A 16,587-nucleotide genomic window follows, 5' to 3' on the forward strand; every position below is an offset into this window, starting at 1 on the left:
GGGTGGCATCGTAGTCGGTCGGGTGCGGGTCGGTGGGGGTGCTCGCGCCCACGCGGCGGAGCCGCATATCGACGCGGCCCCGCGCCCCTTAGGCGGGCAAGCCCGGCGGTGACTTGGCAGGTACCGACTCCAGTGCCTCCAGTGCGAGGCGGATCGCCTCGTCCAACTGGGCGTCCCTTGCCTCCGCCCAGTCCTGGGGGCGCTGGACCACCTCCACGTCGGGGTCGACGCCGTGGTTCTCCACGTCCCAGCCGTAACCCTCCAGCCAGATCGCGTACTTCGGCTGGGTGATCAGTGTGCCGTCGACCAGGTGGTAGCGGCTGTCGATGCCGATCACTCCGCCCCAGGTGCGGGTGCCCACGACCGGGCCGATGCCGAGGGCCTTGATGGCCGCGTTGACGATGTCGCCGTCGGAACCGGAGAACTCGTTGGCGACGGCGACGACCGGGCCCCTGGGCGCGTCCAGCGGGTAGCTGGTGGGCCGCATGCCGCGCGGCACGTCCCAGCCGATGATGCGCCGGGCGAGCTTCTCCACCACCAGCTGGGAGGTGTGACCGCCCCGGTTCTCCCGGACGTCGACCACGAGTCCCTCCCGGGCCACCTCGACGCGCAGGTCGCGGTGGATCTGCGCCCAGCCGGGGGCCTGCATGTCCGGGACGTGGAGGTAGCCGAGCCGGCCGCCGGAGGCCCGGTGGACGTGGGCGCGTCGGTCGGCGACCCAGGCGTGGTAGCGCAGCGGCTCCTCGTCGGGGACCGGGACGACGACCGTGTGCCGGGGCTCTCCCCCGTCGGCCGGTGCGACGGTCAGCTCGACGGGCTGTCCGGCCGTGCCCACGAGCAGCGGTCCGGGTCCGGTGACCGGGTCGACCGGGTGGCCGGCGACGGCGAGGATCGTGTCCCCGGGGCGTACGGCGACGCCGGGTGCGGCGAGCGGGGAGTGGGCGTCCGGGTCGGAGGTCTCCGCCGGGAGGATGCGGTCGATGCGCCAGCCGCCGTCCTCGTGACGGGAGATGTCGGCGCCGAGCAGGCCCTGCCGGGGGCCGCCGCCGGGGCCCCCGGGCGGGGTGACGTAGGCGTGCGAGGTGCCGAGTTCGCCGTGCACCTCCCACAGCAGGTCGACGAGATCGCTGTGGGTGGCGAGGCGGTCCAGCAGCGGGCGGTAGCGGTCGAGGACGCCGTCCCAGTCGACGCCGTCGAGGTCGGGCCGCCAGTAGTGGTCGCGCATGAGGCGGCCGGTCTCGTCGTACATCTGCCGCCACTCGGCGGCCGGGTCCACTCTCTGCCGGACGCGGGCGAGGTCGACCGAGACGCTGCTGTCGCCGTCGTCGTCGGAGCCGGTGCGGCGGTCGCTGGGCACGACCCGGAGCCGGCCGTCGCTCCACAGCAGGACCCGTTTGCCGTCCCCGCTGACCTCGAAGTGGTCGGCGTCGGCGGCGAGCTGTTCCAGGCGGCGCTGGGCGAGGTCGTAGCGCTCCAGCTCGGTGTGCGGGCCGGGGTCCTCGGGGTGGGCGCGGGAGGCGCCGAGCACGCCGTGCACGGGGTGCCGCAGCCAGAGCACGCCGTCCTTGGCGGCGCGCAGGACGGAGTAGCGGCCGGCCTCGACGGGGAACGGCACGATGCGGTCGGCGAGGCCTTCCAGGTCGATGCGGGTGACCGGGGCGCCCTCGCTGTCGGGGGTCTCGTCCTTGTCGGGGGTCTCGAAGGGGCGGCCGTGCCGCTGCGGGCCGAAGGGCGAGGGTGTGGTGGCGGCCAGGGTGATCAGATGCGGGCGGGCGCCGACCACGAACGCGAGGTCGAAGACGTGCTCGTCGTAGACCGGGTCGAAGGCGCGGTTGGAGAGGAAGGCGAGGTGTTTGCCGTCCAGGGTGAAGGCGGGCGCGTAGTCCTGGAAGCGCAGCGGGGTCGCCTCGGTGACCGAGAGGTCGGTGGTGTGGGCGAGGCGCAGCTGGGACAGCGGGCGAGGGCCGGGGTGGGCCCAGGCGAGCCAGCCCGAGTCGGGGGAGAACGCGAGGCCGGAGACCTCGCCGTCGTCGCAGCGGTCCACCTCGCGCACCTCGCCGGACTCGCGCTCGACGAGCAGCAGCCGCCCGTCGTGCGAGGCGACGGCGACGCGGCCGCCGTCGGGCGCCACGGCCAGCTCCAGGACCCGGCCGAGCCGGCCGGCGGCCAGGCGCCGGGCGGTCGTCCCCGGGGCGAGCCCGGTCGCGGGGGCGAACTCCAGGGCGTCGTCGCCCTCGGCGTCCGTCACCCACACCACCCACTCCTCGCCCTCGGTCCGGAAGGTGCGCGGCTGCCGGGCCCGGACGCCGGGGGTGGCGGCGAGGGCGCGGGCGGGCCCGGAGCGATGGGTGACCCAGTGGACGCCGCCGCGCACGCTGACGGCGCTTCCGCGTGCGGTGTGGTCGGGCGACGCGGCCCCGAACCAGCGCGTCGCGTTCACCGGATACGGCCGCAGGTCGAGGCGTGGCCCGCCCAGCCGCACCTCCAGCCGCCTCGGCTCGGCGCCCTCCAGGTCGTCCAGGAGCCACAGTTCACCGGCCGAGCCGTAGACGACCCGCGTGCCGTCCCCGGCCGCGTGCCGGGCGTAGAAACCGTCGAGCGGGGAGTGCCTTCGCAGGTCGGAGCCGTCGGCGAGCGAGGAGTACAGCGCACCGGTGCCCTCGTGGTCGGACAGGAACGCGATCCGCTCCCCCGCCCACACCGGGCACTCGATGTTCCCGTCCAACTCCTCGTGGAGGCGTACGAACCCGCCGTCGCCCGCGCGGTCGATCCACAGCTTGCCCGCCGTACCGCCGCGGTAGCGCTTCCAGTACGCAGCCTCCCGGCCCATCGGCGCGGACAGCAGCACGGTGGCGGGCCCGAACGCCACGTCGCCGACGGGACCGTAGGGCAGGGTGGCCGCCGGGCCGCCGTCGAGCGGGACGGCGTGCGCCCAGGTCTGGCGCAGGCTGGGGCGGCCCCGCGCGCTGAGCGCGAGCACCTGTCCCTCCGGGGTCCAGCCGCTCACCTCGGTGCGCCGGTTGCCCCAGTACGTCAGCCGCTCCGCGGGGCCTCCGGCCACCGGGGCGACATGCACCTCGGGCGCGCCGTCCCGGGTGGAGGTCCAGGCGAGGGCGGTCCCGTCGGGCGAGATCCGGGGCCGTGTCACCGGCATGTTGTCGGCGCTGACCCGCCAGGCCCGGCCGCCGTCGAGGGGGGCCAGCCAGACGTCGTCCTCGGCGACGAAGGCCACCAAGTCGCCGTGCAGATGGGGGAATCGGAGATATCCGGACGAGGCCGAAGATGCCGAAGATGCAGTGGAACCCGTCGAAGCGCCCTGAGTCACCCCGTCACCTTACGCAGCGGCCGCCTTTGCGCGCTCCTGGTTCCGATCACTTGCCCTGCGCGGGCCAGCAGGTGGGATCGCCCTTGCACCAGACGGTGCGGGTGACGGTGACCGTGGGGCCCGGCTGCCGGTAGGAGTAGGAGGGGTGGTAGGCGGCGGGCGGCTTGTACGTCACATGGGGCGTGGCATTGCAGTTGCCGAGCCCGTCGACGCGGAACACCTGCTTGCCCCCGACCTTGGCCGTCAGATCCCCGCGCACACAGACCCCGTCGACGGCCCGGGTCACCCTGCCGGTGACGGTTATCCTGCGCCTGTCCGTGGTCTGGCCCTGGCAGTTGACGGAGACGACGTTCTTCGCCTTCGACTGGGCTCCGTCGTTTCCGAAGCCGGTGGTGAAACTCCCGGTGCAGGTGAGCCAACTCACGCCCACGTGCTGCTGTTTGAGTTCGTGTGTCGCGGTCTTGTCGAGGGTGTACGCCACCATGGCCGAGCTGAGTCCGCCCGGCTCACAGCCCACCACCGTCCCCAGGGCCACCGCCGCAAGCCCTGCCCCGGCCGCCACCCGAGTCCCTCGCGCCCGCCGCGTTCGCTGCCCTATGCGCTTCAAAGGCCCCATGAACAGCAGCGTGCCACCGGCGCCGGAGCGGTCGGTAGACCGGATACGGCCACTCCACTTGACGTCGGCCCCGTCCGTGTCACCCCGTACTGTGGCCCGATGCGCAGCGAACGCAGGCTCAGGCGGTTGGTCCTGGGCGAGGAGGAGTGGCGGTGGACCGTCCGGCACCGGCACACGGAAGGTGAGCCCTGCCAGGAGGTACTGACGCTGTCCCGGGAGGGGACGGTGGTGCGGGTGGTCTTCCGGGACGGACCCGGCCGCGTGGTCGGCACCGCTGCCTACTCCCACTCCGGGCTCGTGGTCGACGAGCGGGGACGCTCGGCCAATCTGCACGAGCCCGGCGTCGTACGGGCCTTCGTGGACGAGGTGCGGCGACGGGGCCTGGGTGCCGGTGACGTGGACGGATGGGAGCTGCTGCCGGCCGTCGTCGTCAGGCGCGCAGCAGCAGCCACTCCTGAAGTTCCACCAGGTTGCCCTCCGGGTCCTTGAGGTGGGCCACCCGCATGCGGTCGGTCATGGGGGCCGGGCCGTGCAGGAGGGTGGCGCCCCGGGAGGTGATCTCCGCGCAGTAGGCGTCGAGGTCGTCCACCCGCAGGACGACCAGGGAGCGGTGGCCGCATGCCTCTTCGCCCAGTTCGCCCAGGACTTCGGCCATCATCGCGCGGTCCTGCAGCGCGATCCCGGCGGAGCCCGTGTGCGGGCTGAACTTCTCGTACGGTCCCTCGGTCGCTCCGGACTGCGGCTTGAGGCCGAGGACTTCGCCGTAGAAGCGGTAGCAGGCGGCGAAGTCGGTGACGAGCAGCCGGACTTGGGCGAGTTCCATGGTGATGCCCTCTGCGGTCAGGACCAGCGGCCGGTGCGGCCCAGGAGGAGGGCCGCGGCGGCGGTGCCGGCGGTGGATGTGCGCAACACGGTGGGACCGAGCACATAGGCCCGCGCGCCCGCCTCCTCGAAGAGCGCCAGCTCATCGCGGGAGACGCCGCCTTCGGGCCCGACGACCAGCACGATCTCGCCCTCGGCGGGGAGTTCGGCGGTGGCGAGCGGGGTGCTGCCGTGCTCGAAGTCGGAGTGGAGGACGGCGGCGAAGTCGGCTTTGGCGAGAAGTGCGGCAACCTGCTTGGTCGTCGCTGCGTCCGCGACCTCCGGGAAGCGGACCCGGCGGGACTGCTTGCCGGCCTCGCGGGCCGTGGCCCGCCACTTGCCGAGGGCCTTCAGCCCGCGCTCGCCCTTCCACTGGGTGATGCAGCGGGCCGCCTGCCAGGGCACGATGGCGTCGACGCCGACCTCGGTCATGGTCTCGACGGCGACCTCGCCCCGGTCGCCCTTGGGCAGAGCCTGGACGACGGTGATGCGCGGGGCGGGTTCCGGTTCCTCGGTCACGGAGGTCATGCGGACGATCAGCCGGTCCTTGCCCTCGGTGCCGGTCACCTCGCACACCGCGTAGCGCCCGGCGCCGTCGGTGAGGACGACCTCCTCACCGGGCTGCAGCCGCTTCACGGAGACGGCGTGCCGCCCCTCGGGCCCGTCCAGGACGTAGCGGGAACCGTCCGGGTCGAAGTGCTCGACGACGAAGACCGGGGCCGTCATCGCGCGTCACCTCCGGCCGACAACGCTGTCCGGGCGGCGGCGAGTTCGCCCGCCAGCACCTCCACCAGCCGCCCGGCCGGGAGCTCTCGGGCCATGCGGTGCCCCTGGCCCGCCCATAGCGCCATGCCCTGCGCGTCCCCGGCCTTGGCGGCGGCCTTGCGCAGCGGCGAGGTCAGGTGGTGGATCTCGGGGTAGGCGGCAGGGGCGTACGGGCCGTGTTCGCGCAGGAAGCGGTTGACCAGGCCGCGGGCCGGGCGGCCGGAGAAGGCGCGGGTCAGCTCGGTGCGCGCGAACAGGGGGTTGGTCAGCGCCTGCTTGTGCAGGGCGTTCGCGCCGGACTCGTGGGTGGCGAGGAACGCGGTGCCGAGCTGGGCCGCGCTCGCGCCCGCGGCGAGGACGGCGGCGATCTGGCCGCCGCGCATGATGCCGCCGGCGGCGACGACCGGGATGCCCACGGTCTCCCGGATCTGCGCGACCAGCGAGAGCAGCCCGATGCCGGAGCGGTCGTTCTCCGGGATGTCCCGGTGGGTGCCCTGGTGGCCGCCGGCCTCCACGCCCTGCGCGATCACCGCGTCGGCCCCGGCCCGCTCGACCGCGAGGGCCTCCTCGGCGGTGGTGGCGGTGACCAGGGTGAAGGTTCCGGCACGGCGGAGGGAGTCGATGACGTCGCGGCTCGGGACGCCGAAGTGGAAGGAGACCACCGGCACCGGGTTGTCGAGGAGCACGGCGAGCTTCGCGTCGTAGCCGTCGTCCCGGCCGCTGTCCGGGTCGCCCAGCTCGGTCTCGTACCAGGCGGCCTCGCCGGCCAGCTGGTGGGCGTAGATCTCCACGGCGCCGGAAGGGGGCGCGGCGGTGGCCGCTCCGGTGGAGCCGGTGCTCGCACCGGGATGCTCGGGCTGGGGCATGAACACGTTCACGCCGAAGGGGCGGTTCGTGAGCCCCCGCAGCTGCTTGATCTCCTGGTACATGCCGTCGGCGGTCTTGTATCCGGCGGCGAGGAACCCGAGACCGCCCGCCTCGGAGACGGCGGCGGCGAGCTGCGGGACGGAGACACCGCCCGCCATGGGGGCCTGCACGATCGGGTGGGGAAAGAGATCGGTCAGCGCGGAGGACATGACGGCATGTTGTCACGTCCTCCGATCAAGTCCGAATCGGCCCTTCCCGCTGGCACATGCCACCTCCCACCCGACCGAGCGGAGTGGCGAGGCCCACTCCTCGCCCGCTTCCCGGCCGACCGAGTCGGGTGGTGAGTGGGCGGAGGACGGGAGTCCAGGGGGCGGGGCCCCCTGGTGGGGTTCAAGGGGCGGAGCCCCTTGCCGTCAGCGCCCGTTGAACGCGTCCTTCAGCCGCGAGAACAGCCCCTGCTGCCCCGGCTGGAACTGCCCCGTCGGCCGCTCCTCACCCCGCAGCTTCGCCAGCTCGCGCAGCAGTCGCTCCTGCTCGGGATCCAGCTTGGTCGGCGTCATGACCTCGACGTGCACGATCAGGTCACCGCGGCCACCGCCCCGCAGATGCGTGACACCCCGGTTGTGCAGCGGAATCGACTGCCCGGACTGCGTACCGGGGCGGATGTCGACCTCCTCCATCCCGTCCAGCGTCTCCAGCGGCACCTTGGTGCCGAGGGCCGCCGCGGTCATCGGGATGGTGACCGTGCAGTGCAGATCGTCACCGCGCCGCTGGAAGGTGGGGTGCGGCAGCTCGTGGATCTCGACGTACAGATCACCGGCCGGACCGCCACCGGGCCCGACCTCGCCCTCACCGGCGAGCTGGATCCGGGTGCCGTTGTCGACACCGGCCGGGATCTTCACGGTCAGCGTCCGCCGCGACCGCACCCGCCCGTCACCGGCGCACTCCGGGCACGGCGTCGGCACGACGGTCCCGAAGCCCTGGCACTGCGGACACGGCCGTGAGGTCATGACCTGGCCCAGGAAGGACCGGGTGACCTGCGAGACCTCACCACGGCCCCGGCACATGTCACACGTCTGGGCCGACGTCCCCGGAGCCGCGCCCTCACCGTTGCAGGTGTTGCACACGACGGCCGTGTCGACCTGGATGTCCTTGGTCGTCCCGAAGGCCGCCTCGTCCAGCTCGACCTCGATCCGGATCATCGCGTCCTGGCCGCGCCGGGTGCGCGAGCGCGGGCCGCGCTGCGACGCCGTACCGAAGAACGCGTCCATGATGTCGGAGAAGTTGCCGAAGCCACCGGCGCCGAAGCCGCCCGCACCGGCGCCGCCCGCCTGGGAGAGCGGGTCGCCGCCGAGGTCGTAGACCTGCTTCTTCTGCGGGTCCGACAGCACCTCGTAAGCGGCGTTGATCTCCTTGAACCGCTCCTGGGTCTTCGGGTCGGGGTTGACGTCCGGGTGCAGCTCGCGCGCGAGCCGACGGAACGCCTTCTTGATCTCATCCTGCGACGCGTCGCGGCGCACGCCGAGAACGGCGTAGTAGTCCGTGGCCACTTACGACTCCGCCAGGATCTGTCCGACGTACCGTGCCACTGCGCGTACCGCTCCCATCGTTCCCGGGTAGTCCATGCGGGTCGGTCCGACCACGCCGAGCTTGGCAACCGCCTCGCCGCCCGAACCGTAGCCGACCGACACGACGGAGGTTGAGTTGAGTCCTTCATGGGCGATCTCGTGCCCGATGCGCACGGTCATGCCCGGATCCTTCGCCTCGCCGAGGAGCTTGAGGAGCACGACCTGCTCCTCAAGAGCCTCCAGGACGGGCCGGATCGTGAGAGGGAAGTCATGTCCGAAGCGGGTGAGATTGGCGGTACCGCCGATCATCAGCCGCTCCTCGTTCTCCTCGACCAGTGTCTCCAGCAGAGTGGAGAGCACCGAGGAAACCGTACCTCGGTCCTCGGCCTCGAAGGCCTCCGGCAGGTCCTCGACCAGGTTCGGCACATCGGTGAACCGGCGGCCCGCGACCCGGCTGTTCAGCCGGGCCCGCAGATCCGCCAGGGACGACTCGCCGAACGGGGCCGGGCAGTCGACCATCCGCTGCTCGACCCGGCCGGTGTCCGTGATCAGCACGAGCATCACGCGCGCGGGCGCGAGCGAGAGCAGCTCCACATGCCGCACGGTGGACCGGGTCAGCGACGGGTACTGGACGACGGCGACCTGCCGGGTCAGCTGCGCGAGCAGCCGCACGGTCCGCGCCACCACGTCGTCGAGATCGACGGCGCCGTCGAGGAAGTTCTGGATCGCCCGCCGTTCGGGCGCCGTCATCGGCTTGACGCCCGCGAGCTTGTCCACGAAGAGCCGGTAGCCCTTGTCGGTGGGGATGCGCCCGGCACTGGTGTGCGGCTGGGCGATGAATCCCTCGTCCTCCAGGGCCGCCATGTCGTTGCGCACGGTCGCCGGGGAGACGCCGAGGTTGTGCCGCTCGGTGAGCGCCTTCGACCCCACCGGCTCCTCGGTGCCCACGTAGTCCTGGACGATGGCGCGCAGCACCTGAAGCCTGCGTTCACTCAGCATTCGCGCGCACCTCCAGCATGTCGTCCCTCGGCCCTTCGGTCGTCCGCCTGGCACTCTGCGTGTCCGAGTGCCAGAGTTCCCCGGCCCAGTGTACGGCCGTGGGGTACTGACAGGGCAAGGTCGGTGCCGCCTTACCTGGTTGAACGGCTAGCGTCGCGGTATGACGGTGACTTGGGAAGAGCTGGGGTGGGAACGGCTGGCCCCGGGGGTCGGGCGGTGCCGGCTGCCGGGCTGGGACTGCACCGTGGGCCTGGTCCTCGGCGAGGGTACGGCCCTGGTGGTGGACGCCGGGTCGAGCCTGGCCGAGGGCGCGCGGGTGCGAGAGCACGCGCAGCGGATCGCGGGCCGCCGTGTGACTCATCTCGCGCTCACCCACCCCCATTTCGACCATGTCTTCGGCGCGGCGTCGTTCGCCGGGGCGGAGGTGTACGGGGCGGTGGGCATCGACGCGGTGTTCGCGTACGAGCGCGAGGAGATGCGCCTGGACGCGATCGGGAACGGCCTGCCCGAGGCGGACGCGGAGGAGGCGGCGGACCACCTCACCCCGCCTCGTCACCTGGTGTCCGGCGAGTGGACGCTGGACCTCGGCGACGGCCGCCAGGTGCTGCTGGCCAACGTCGGCCCCGGTCACACGGCCCACGATCTCGCGGTGCTCGTCCCCGGCTCGGTCTCCGGCGGGCCGGAGACCGTCTTCTGCGGCGACCTGGTGGAGGAGTCCGGCGAGCCACAGGCGGGCCCGGACGCCGTACCGTCCCGTTGGCCGGACGCACTGGACCGGCTGCTCTCCCTCGGCGGCGAGGACGCGCTGTACGTCCCCGGTCACGGAGCGGTGGTGGACGCGTCGTTCGTACGACGGCAACGCGACGAGCTGGCAGCACGTTTCGGCGTGTCGTGAGTGCGGGCCCCGCGCTTCTCCTATCGTCATCCAAATGCGCCAGTACTCCCCCGACCTGACCCCGCCGTGGAAGAAGCCCGAACCGGTGCCGGAGGTCCCTGCCGAGCCGGGGCTGGTGGTGGAGGAGCCCGGTACCGGGTTCTGCGGGGCGGTGATCCGCTGCGAGGCCGGCACGGTGACGCTGGAGGACCGCTTCGGCAAGCACCGGGTGTTCCCGCTGGAACCGCGCGGCTTCCTGCTGGAGGGGCGGGCCGTGACGCTCGTACGCCCCTCTTCGGGCCCTGCCCGCCCCACGCGTACGGCGTCCGGCTCGGTCGCCGTCCCCGGCGCCCGCGCCCGCGTGGCCCGGGCCGGCCGTATCTACGTCGAGGGCCGGCACGACGCCGAGCTGGTCGAGAAGGTGTGGGGCGACGACCTGCGCATCGAGGGTGTGGTCGTGGAGTACCTGGAGGGCGTCGACGACCTGCCGTCGATCGTGTCGTCCTTCGCACCGGGGCCGGACGCACGGCTGGGCGTGCTCGTGGACCACCTGGTGCCGGGCACGAAGGAGTGGCGCATCGCGGAGTCGGTGACCAGCGAACACGCGCTGGTGGTCGGCCACCCGTACATCGACATCTGGGAGGCCGTGAAGCCGGCCGCGCTGGGCATCGAGGCGTGGCCGAGGGTGCCGCACGGCCAGGACTGGAAGACGGGGGTGTGCCGTGCCCTGGGCTGGCCGTCGGAGAACACCGGGGCGGTGTGGCAGGCGATCCTGAAGCGGGTGGGGTCCTACAAGGACCTGGAGCCGGAGTTGCTGGGGCGGGTGGAGGAGCTGATCGACTTCGTCACGGGTAGCGGTGGGGCCTGACGTTGGGGAACGTTCCGAACTCGGTAGTGCCCAGTTCGAGTCCCAGAACCTCCAACGGGACTGAATCGTCGTACTTGATGATCTCCTGACTGAGATAGTCGGCGTTCTCGCCCTGGCCTGCGGGCTTCGTCAGCAGGACGCAGTGCGCCATGATCGGGTCGAGGATGAGGTAGGCGGGGTCTTTCCCGCCGCGTAGATCGAGCGTTTCACCACGTAGTCCTGGTGGACGCTTGACTTGGAGACAACCTCGACGACCATCGTGATCAGCGAGGACGGCAGCAGGCGGCCTGAGCCGGGAAGCAGGTCACGCTCCACGACCGCCAAGTCCGGTACCGGCTCACTGGCCTCGTCCAGAATGTCCACGCAGAACTTGGTCATCCCACGCTCGTCCACAGCGGTCATCTCCGTGGCCTCCACATCCGCCGCGTCCTTTTGGCGGCAGCCTGCGAACCAGGTCAGGGACCGAACCGGCGTTACGTGGCGATTCACTCGCCAGAGTGATCAGTCCACCAGGTCCCGCACCACCGCATCCGCCAGCAACCGCCCCCGCAGCGTCAGCACGGCCCGCCCCTCGTCGTACCGCCCCTCCTGGAGGAGCCCCTCCGCCAGCGCCCGCCGCGACGCCGCGAGCCCCGCCTCCTTCAGCAGCGCCAGCGGCACCCCCTCCCGCAGCCGCAGCTCCAGCAGGATCCGCTCCACCCGCCGGTCCTCGTCGGACAGCAGTTCACGGCCCGCGCCCGGTGAGTGGCCGGAGGCGAGGGCCGCCGCGTACGCGCCCGGGTGCTTCACGTTCCACCACCGCACCCCGCCCACGTGCGAGTGCGCCCCGGGACCCGCGCCCCACCAGTCCGCGCCCCGCCAGTACAGCTCGTTGTGCAGGCAGCGCCCCGCCTCCGAGGTGGCCCAGTTGGAGACCTCGTACCAGTCGAAGCCCGCCGCCGACAGGGTCTCCTCGGCGATCAGGTAGCGGTCGGCGTGGACGTCGTCGTCCGTCATCGGGACCTCGCCCCGGCGGATGCGACGCGCCAGCTGGGTGCCCTCCTCGACGATCAGGGCGTAGGCGCTGACGTGGTCCGGGCCCGCGCCGATCGCCGCGTCCAGCGATGCCCGCCAGTCGTCGTCCGACTCCCCCGGCGTGCCGTAGATCAGGTCCAGGTTCACGTGCTCGAAGCCCGCCGCCCGTGCCTCCTCCACGCATGCCTCGGGGCGCCCCGGGGTGTGCGTGCGGTCGAGCACGCGCAGCACATGCTGCCTGGCGCTCTGCATGCCGAAGGAGATCCGGTTGAAGCCGCCCTCGCGCAGCGTGGCGAGGTAGGCCGGGTCGACCGACTCCGGGTTGGCCTCCGTCGTGATCTCCGCGTCCGGGGCGAGACCGAACTCGTCGCGGATCGCGCCCAGCATCCGTACCAGGTCGTCCGCGGCCAGCAGCGTCGGCGTACCGCCGCCGACGAAGACCGTACGGACGGCGCGCGGGTCGTCGCCGAGCACCTTGCGGGCCAGGCGGATCTCGTCGGTCAGGGTGTCCGCGTAGTTGTCCCTGGAGGCGAGCACTCCGCCGGTGCCGCGCAGCTCGGTCGCGGTGTAGGTGTTGAAGTCGCAGTAGCCGCAGCGGGTCGCGCAGTACGGGACGTGCAGGTAGAACCCGAGGGGTCGCTCGGCGGCGCCGGCGAGCGCGGATGCGGGCAGCGCGCCGTCGTCGGGTACGGGCTCGCCGTCGGGGAGTGCGGAAGGCATGTCCCCCATTGTCCCGTACGACGGCACTCACTCCGCCTGGAGCACCAGGAGGGCCAGGTCGTCCTCCGGCTGGCCGCCGCCGAAGTCGTGCACCAGGCGGCGGATCCTTTCCGCGATCAGCTCGGCGTTCAGGCCCGCACAGCCGGACAGGGCCCGCGCGAGTCCGTCGCCGTCGTCGAACTGACGCGAGCCCGAGCGCCGCTCGGTCACCCCGTCGGTGACGCACAGCAGGCTGTCACCGGGTCGCAGGTCGATGGTCTCGCTGGTGTACGTCTCGTCCTCGACCACCCCGAGCAGGGTCTGCGGCCGGGCGGCGGTGCGCACCTCGCCGTCGGGGTGCAGGATCAGCGGCAGCGGGTGCCCGGCGGAGGCGAGGGTGCAGCGGACGCCGTCGTCGTGCGGGGTCAGCTCGCCGTAGAGGAGGGACAGGAAGCGGGTCTGCGGGCCGTCCCCGGGGGCGACGGGCCGGCCGCCGGCGGCGACCAGGGCGCGGGCGGCCGCGTCGGCGGCCTCGGTGGCGTCGTCCAGGAGGAGCTGGTTGAGGCGGTCGAGGACGTCGGCGACCCGGTAGCCCTCGCGGGCGAGCAGGCGCAGCCAGGGGCGGGCGAGCCCGATCACGACCGCCGCCTCGGGGCCCTTGCCCTGGACGTCGCCGACCGCGAAGCACCAGCGGCCGTCGCCCGCCGGGAAGAGGTCGTAGAAGTCGCCGCTCGGGCCGCCCTTGTCACAGGGCTCGTAGACGAGCGCGCTGCGCATCCCGGGGATCTCGGCGACCGCGCCGGGCAGCAGGCCACGCTGCAGGACGGCGCTGATGGTGGCCTGCCGGGCGTACTGGCGGGCCGCGCCGATGGCGAGGGCCACCCGGCGGCTGAGGTCCTCGACGAGGCCGGTGACCTCGTCGGGGAACCTGTGCGGGCCGCAGCGCCCGATGACCAGCGTGCCGAGCGGCCGGCCGCCCGCTATGAGCCGGTAGGCGAGTGCCGTGCGGTCGGCGCCCCGCGGGCCCAGCGCCTCGCCGGGCCAGGGGTAGGGCTCCGGGCCGGAGTGCAGTGCGTCGCGCGGGGGCGGTGGGTCCTTCTCCAGGGCGCGGGTCAGTTCCTCGATCCGGTTCTCGCTGGCGTGCCACACGCGTGCGGGCGGGCCGCCGTCTCTGCCGCGCACGCTCGCCTCGTCCTCCAGCCACACCGCGCACCAGTCGGCGAGCCTGGGCACGATCAGCTGTCCGGTGAGGGCCGCGACCAGGTTCTCGTCGAGCTGTCCGGCGAGCAGGTCGGAGGCTTCGGCGAGAAAGGACAGCGCGCCCCGGCCCAGCCAGTCCCGGTCGGCTCCGGGGCGCTGCGGCTGCGGGGCGAGGGCCTCGGCGGCCTCCAGGGCGGGGACCGGGGCGGGCCCGTCCGGCTCGTCGCGGCCGCCGGGCGGCAGGCGCGCCCACACCGTCTTGGCGCCGGTGCGATAGGTGACGCCCCAGGACTCGGCGAGCGTGGCGACCAGACGCAGCCCGCGCCCGTGGTCGGAGACCTCGTACGGCGCCTCGCCGCTCGCGCCGTCGCGCGGGGCGCGGGAGGGGTGGCGGTCGCAGACCTCGACGACGAAGGCGCCGGTGTCCTCCATGCGCCATTCGACCTCCACGTCCGTACCGGCGTGGACCACGGCGTTGGTGACGAGTTCGCTGACGACGGCCATCGCGTCGTCGAGCAGGCGCACGGAAACCCCGGGGACCTCGGCCAGCGCGGCGCGCACCAGGACACGGGCGGAGCCGGGCGCGAGGGGGCTGCCGGGCAGGGTGGTACGCCCCTGTGCCGCGAAGGCCTGGGGCTCGTTCTCCCGCTGCGCCGGTATGGCAGCCATGTCCATGCGGCAAGGGTGACAGACAGGCCCCACGGATAAGCGCAGAGTTACCGAAGTGGACAGCGGCGTACGAGAACTGTGCTAAAGGAGCGTCAGAAGACGGCCACTTTCGAGCGGGGCTGAACGCAAGCCCCCAGGGGGCGCGGGGACTGCGCGACCGGCCGCGTACCGTCCGCGGCCGAACGACGGCGCGCAGTCCCCCCGGCGGCCCTAGGCCTCGCGCGACCCCGCGTACATCTCGTCGATGAGATGCCGGTACTCCCGCTCCACAACCGGCCGCTTCAGCTTCAGGCTCGGCGTGATCTCGCCGTGCTCCACATCCAGGTCGCGCGGCAGCAGCCGGAACTTCTTGATGGTCTGCCAGCGCTGCAGCCCCTCGTTGAGCTGCCTGACGTACCCGTCGACCATCTCGACCGTCTGCGGCGCGGCCACGATCTCGGCGTACGACTTGCCCTCCAGACCGTTCTCCTTCGCCCACTGGACGATCGCGATCTCGTCCAGGGCGATGAGGGCGGTGCAGTAGTTCCGGTCGGCTCCGTGCACCAGGATGTTGGAGACGTACGGGCACACCGCCTTGAACTGGCCCTCGACCTCGGCGGGGGCGACGTACTTGCCGCCGGAGGTCTTGATGAGGTCCTTCTTGCGGTCGGTGATGCGCAGATAGCCGTCGGGCGACAGCTCGCCGATGTCCCCGGTGTGGAACCAGCCGTCGCTCTCCAGCACCTCGGTCGTCTTCTCGGGCTGCTGGTGGTAGCCCTGCATGACGCCGGGGCCGCGCAGCAGGATCTCGCCGTCCTCGGCGATGCGCACCTCCGTGCCGGGCAGCGGCTTGCCGACGGTGCCGGTGCGGTAGGCCTCGCCGGGGTTGACGAAGGAGGCCGCGGAGGTCTCGGTGAGGCCGTAGCCCTCCAGGATGTGGATGCCTGCGCCGGCGAAGAAGTAGCCGATCTCGGGGGCCAGCGCGGAGGCGCCCGAGACACAGGCGCGCAGCCTGCCGCCGAATGCCTCACGCAGCTTGGAGTAGACGAGGGCGTCGGCCACCTTGTGCTTGGCGGCCAGGCCGAAGGGCACGGCGGCGGTGCCGGTGCGCCGGAAGTTGTCCTGACTGGCCTTGGCGTACTCGCGGGCCACTTCGGCGGCCCACTGGAAGATCTTGTACTTGGCCGGGCCGCCCTCGCGGGCCTTGGCCGCGACGCCGTTGTAGACCTTCTCGAAGATGCGCGGCACGGCCGCCATGTACGTCGGCTGCACCACCGGAAGGTTGTCGATGATCTTGTCGACGCGGCCGTCGACGGCGGTGACATGACCGACCTCGATCTGGCCGGAGGTGAGCACCTTGCCGAAGACATGGGCGAGCGGCAGCCACAGGTACTGCACGTCCTCGCCGCTGATCAGACCGGTCGCGGCGATGGCCTTGGCCATGTACGCCCAGTTGTCGTGCGGCAGGCGCACGCCCTTGGGACGGCCGGTGGTGCCGGAGGTGTAGATGAGGGTGGCGAGCTGGTCGCTGGTGATCGCGCCGACCCGCTCCTTGATCAGCTCGGGGTGCTCGTCCAGGTAGGCGGCACCGCGCTGCTCGAGCTCGGCGAGGGTCATGACCCAGTCGTTCGTCTCGACGCCGGCCGGGTCGATCACCACGACCTTGATCAGCGCGGGCAGCTCGCCGCGCTTCTCGACCGCCTTGGCGAGCTGGGCCGCGTCCTCGGCGATCAGCACCCGGCTCTCGGAGTCGGAGAGGATGAACGCCGACTCGTCGGCGTTGGTCTGCGGGTAGACCGTCGTGGTGGCGCCGCCCGCGCACATGATGCCGAGGTCGGCGAGGATCCACTCGACGCGGGTCGAGGAGGCGAGCGCCACCCGCTCTTCCGGCCGTACGCCCAGTTCGATGAGCCCGGCCGCGATCGCGTAGACCCGCTGCGCCGCCTCGCCCCAGCTCAGCGACTTCCAGTCGTCCGGGCCCTGCCCGGAGGCGGGCGGGACGGGGTAGCGATAGGCCTCGGCGTCCGGTGTGGCCGCCACGCGCTCCAGGAAGAGGGCCGCCACGGACGGCGGACGGTTCTCGATCAAGGTCTGTGTGTCGCTCACGACATCCTCCGGGGCCCGCGACAGTGCGGCTGGCTCAGGTGCGGCTGGGTTAACTCACGGTGGGGTTCGCGCTTGTTGTTTAACTCGCGAGTAACTATCGAGCAGGGATCAGAGTAAGCCGCGACCGGCCGCTGCGTAAGGGGCATCGGCCTGTCTGTTTCCCCGCATGTTCCACGC

Annotated in this window: 13 protein-coding genes and 1 pseudogene; 3 read left to right on the top strand and 11 right to left on the bottom strand. The window is 72.4% G+C overall.

Annotated features, from left to right (window positions below; all coding sequences use genetic code 11):
• Positions 1-88 precede the first annotated feature (88 nt).
• Both AVL59_RS40040 and AVL59_RS40045 read right to left on the bottom strand, forming a co-directional pair.
• Complete coding sequence (locus AVL59_RS40040) at positions 89-3,325, bottom strand: S41 family peptidase (protein WP_208870528.1); 3,237 nt, start codon at positions 3,323-3,325, stop codon at positions 89-91.
• Positions 3,326-3,371: 46 nt separating this feature from the next.
• Positions 3,372-3,887, bottom strand: coding sequence for a hypothetical protein (locus tag AVL59_RS40045; protein ID WP_067314346.1), 516 nt, complete (start codon positions 3,885-3,887; stop codon positions 3,372-3,374).
• 153 nt (positions 3,888-4,040) lie between these two features.
• Here AVL59_RS40045 and AVL59_RS49955 point away from each other — a divergent pair, with 153 nt between their 5' ends.
• Positions 4,041-4,430 (top strand): hypothetical protein, encoded by a 390-nt coding sequence (locus AVL59_RS49955; RefSeq protein WP_079147225.1) that lies wholly within the window; start codon positions 4,041-4,043, stop codon positions 4,428-4,430.
• Here the strand turns inward: AVL59_RS49955 and AVL59_RS40050 are convergent.
• The 5 genes from AVL59_RS40050 to hrcA all read right to left on the bottom strand — a co-directional run bounded on the left by AVL59_RS40050 (position 4,372) and on the right by hrcA (position 9,001).
• A complete protein-coding gene (locus tag AVL59_RS40050) occupies positions 4,372-4,764 on the bottom strand; it encodes a VOC family protein (protein WP_067314348.1) in 393 nt (130 codons plus the stop codon). The two genes, AVL59_RS49955 and AVL59_RS40050, sit on opposite strands and share 59 nt — an antisense overlap.
• A 17-nt stretch (positions 4,765-4,781) precedes the next feature.
• Positions 4,782-5,528 carry a 16S rRNA (uracil(1498)-N(3))-methyltransferase gene (locus AVL59_RS40055; protein WP_067314350.1) on the bottom strand — a complete coding sequence of 249 codons (747 nt, stop codon included), beginning with the start codon at positions 5,526-5,528 and terminating at the stop codon, positions 4,782-4,784.
• Entirely contained in the window at positions 5,525-6,643 is a 1,119-nt protein-coding gene (locus AVL59_RS40060; protein WP_067314352.1) for a nitronate monooxygenase, read from the bottom strand. The genes AVL59_RS40055 and AVL59_RS40060 overlap by 4 nt, the downstream gene beginning before the upstream one ends.
• Positions 6,644-6,847: 204 nt before the next feature.
• Positions 6,848-7,984 carry a molecular chaperone DnaJ gene (gene dnaJ / locus AVL59_RS40065; protein WP_067314354.1) on the bottom strand — a complete coding sequence of 379 codons (1,137 nt, stop codon included), beginning with the start codon at positions 7,982-7,984 and terminating at the stop codon, positions 6,848-6,850.
• On the bottom strand, positions 7,985-9,001 hold the full coding sequence (hrcA, locus tag AVL59_RS40070; protein ID WP_067314356.1) for a heat-inducible transcriptional repressor HrcA: 1,017 nt from the start codon (positions 8,999-9,001) through the stop codon (positions 7,985-7,987). It lies immediately after the preceding gene.
• Between the two features lie 160 nt (positions 9,002-9,161).
• Between hrcA and AVL59_RS40075 the strand changes: the two genes are divergently transcribed.
• On the top strand, positions 9,162-9,896 hold the full coding sequence (locus AVL59_RS40075) for an MBL fold metallo-hydrolase (RefSeq protein WP_067314358.1): 735 nt from the start codon (positions 9,162-9,164) through the stop codon (positions 9,894-9,896).
• Positions 9,897-9,930: 34 nt separating this feature from the next.
• Positions 9,931-10,743, top strand: coding sequence for a DUF3097 domain-containing protein (locus tag AVL59_RS40080; RefSeq protein ID WP_067314359.1), 813 nt, complete (start codon positions 9,931-9,933; stop codon positions 10,741-10,743).
• Here the strand turns inward: AVL59_RS40080 and AVL59_RS56795 are convergent.
• From AVL59_RS56795 to AVL59_RS40100, 4 genes and pseudogenes are all read right to left on the bottom strand, one after another.
• A pseudogene (locus AVL59_RS56795) lies at positions 10,721-11,106 on the bottom strand (Uma2 family endonuclease); the annotation flags it as partial. The gene AVL59_RS40080 and the pseudogene AVL59_RS56795 overlap by 23 nt on opposite strands.
• A gap of 138 nt (positions 11,107-11,244) precedes the next feature.
• A complete protein-coding gene (hemW, locus tag AVL59_RS40090; protein WP_067318331.1) occupies positions 11,245-12,477 on the bottom strand; it encodes a radical SAM family heme chaperone HemW in 1,233 nt (410 codons plus the stop codon).
• A 27-nt stretch (positions 12,478-12,504) separates the two neighbouring features.
• Positions 12,505-14,325, bottom strand: a complete 1,821-nt coding sequence (locus tag AVL59_RS40095) for a SpoIIE family protein phosphatase (protein ID WP_237281956.1) — start codon at positions 14,323-14,325, stop codon at positions 12,505-12,507.
• A 210-nt stretch (positions 14,326-14,535) separates the two neighbouring features.
• Positions 14,536-16,410 carry an AMP-dependent synthetase/ligase gene (locus AVL59_RS40100; protein WP_067314361.1) on the bottom strand — a complete coding sequence of 625 codons (1,875 nt, stop codon included), beginning with the start codon at positions 16,408-16,410 and terminating at the stop codon, positions 14,536-14,538.
• Positions 16,411-16,587: the final 177 nt, after the last annotated feature.

It is taken from the genome of Streptomyces griseochromogenes (genome assembly GCF_001542625.1).
GTDB lineage: Bacteria > Actinomycetota > Actinomycetes > Streptomycetales > Streptomycetaceae > Streptomyces > Streptomyces griseochromogenes.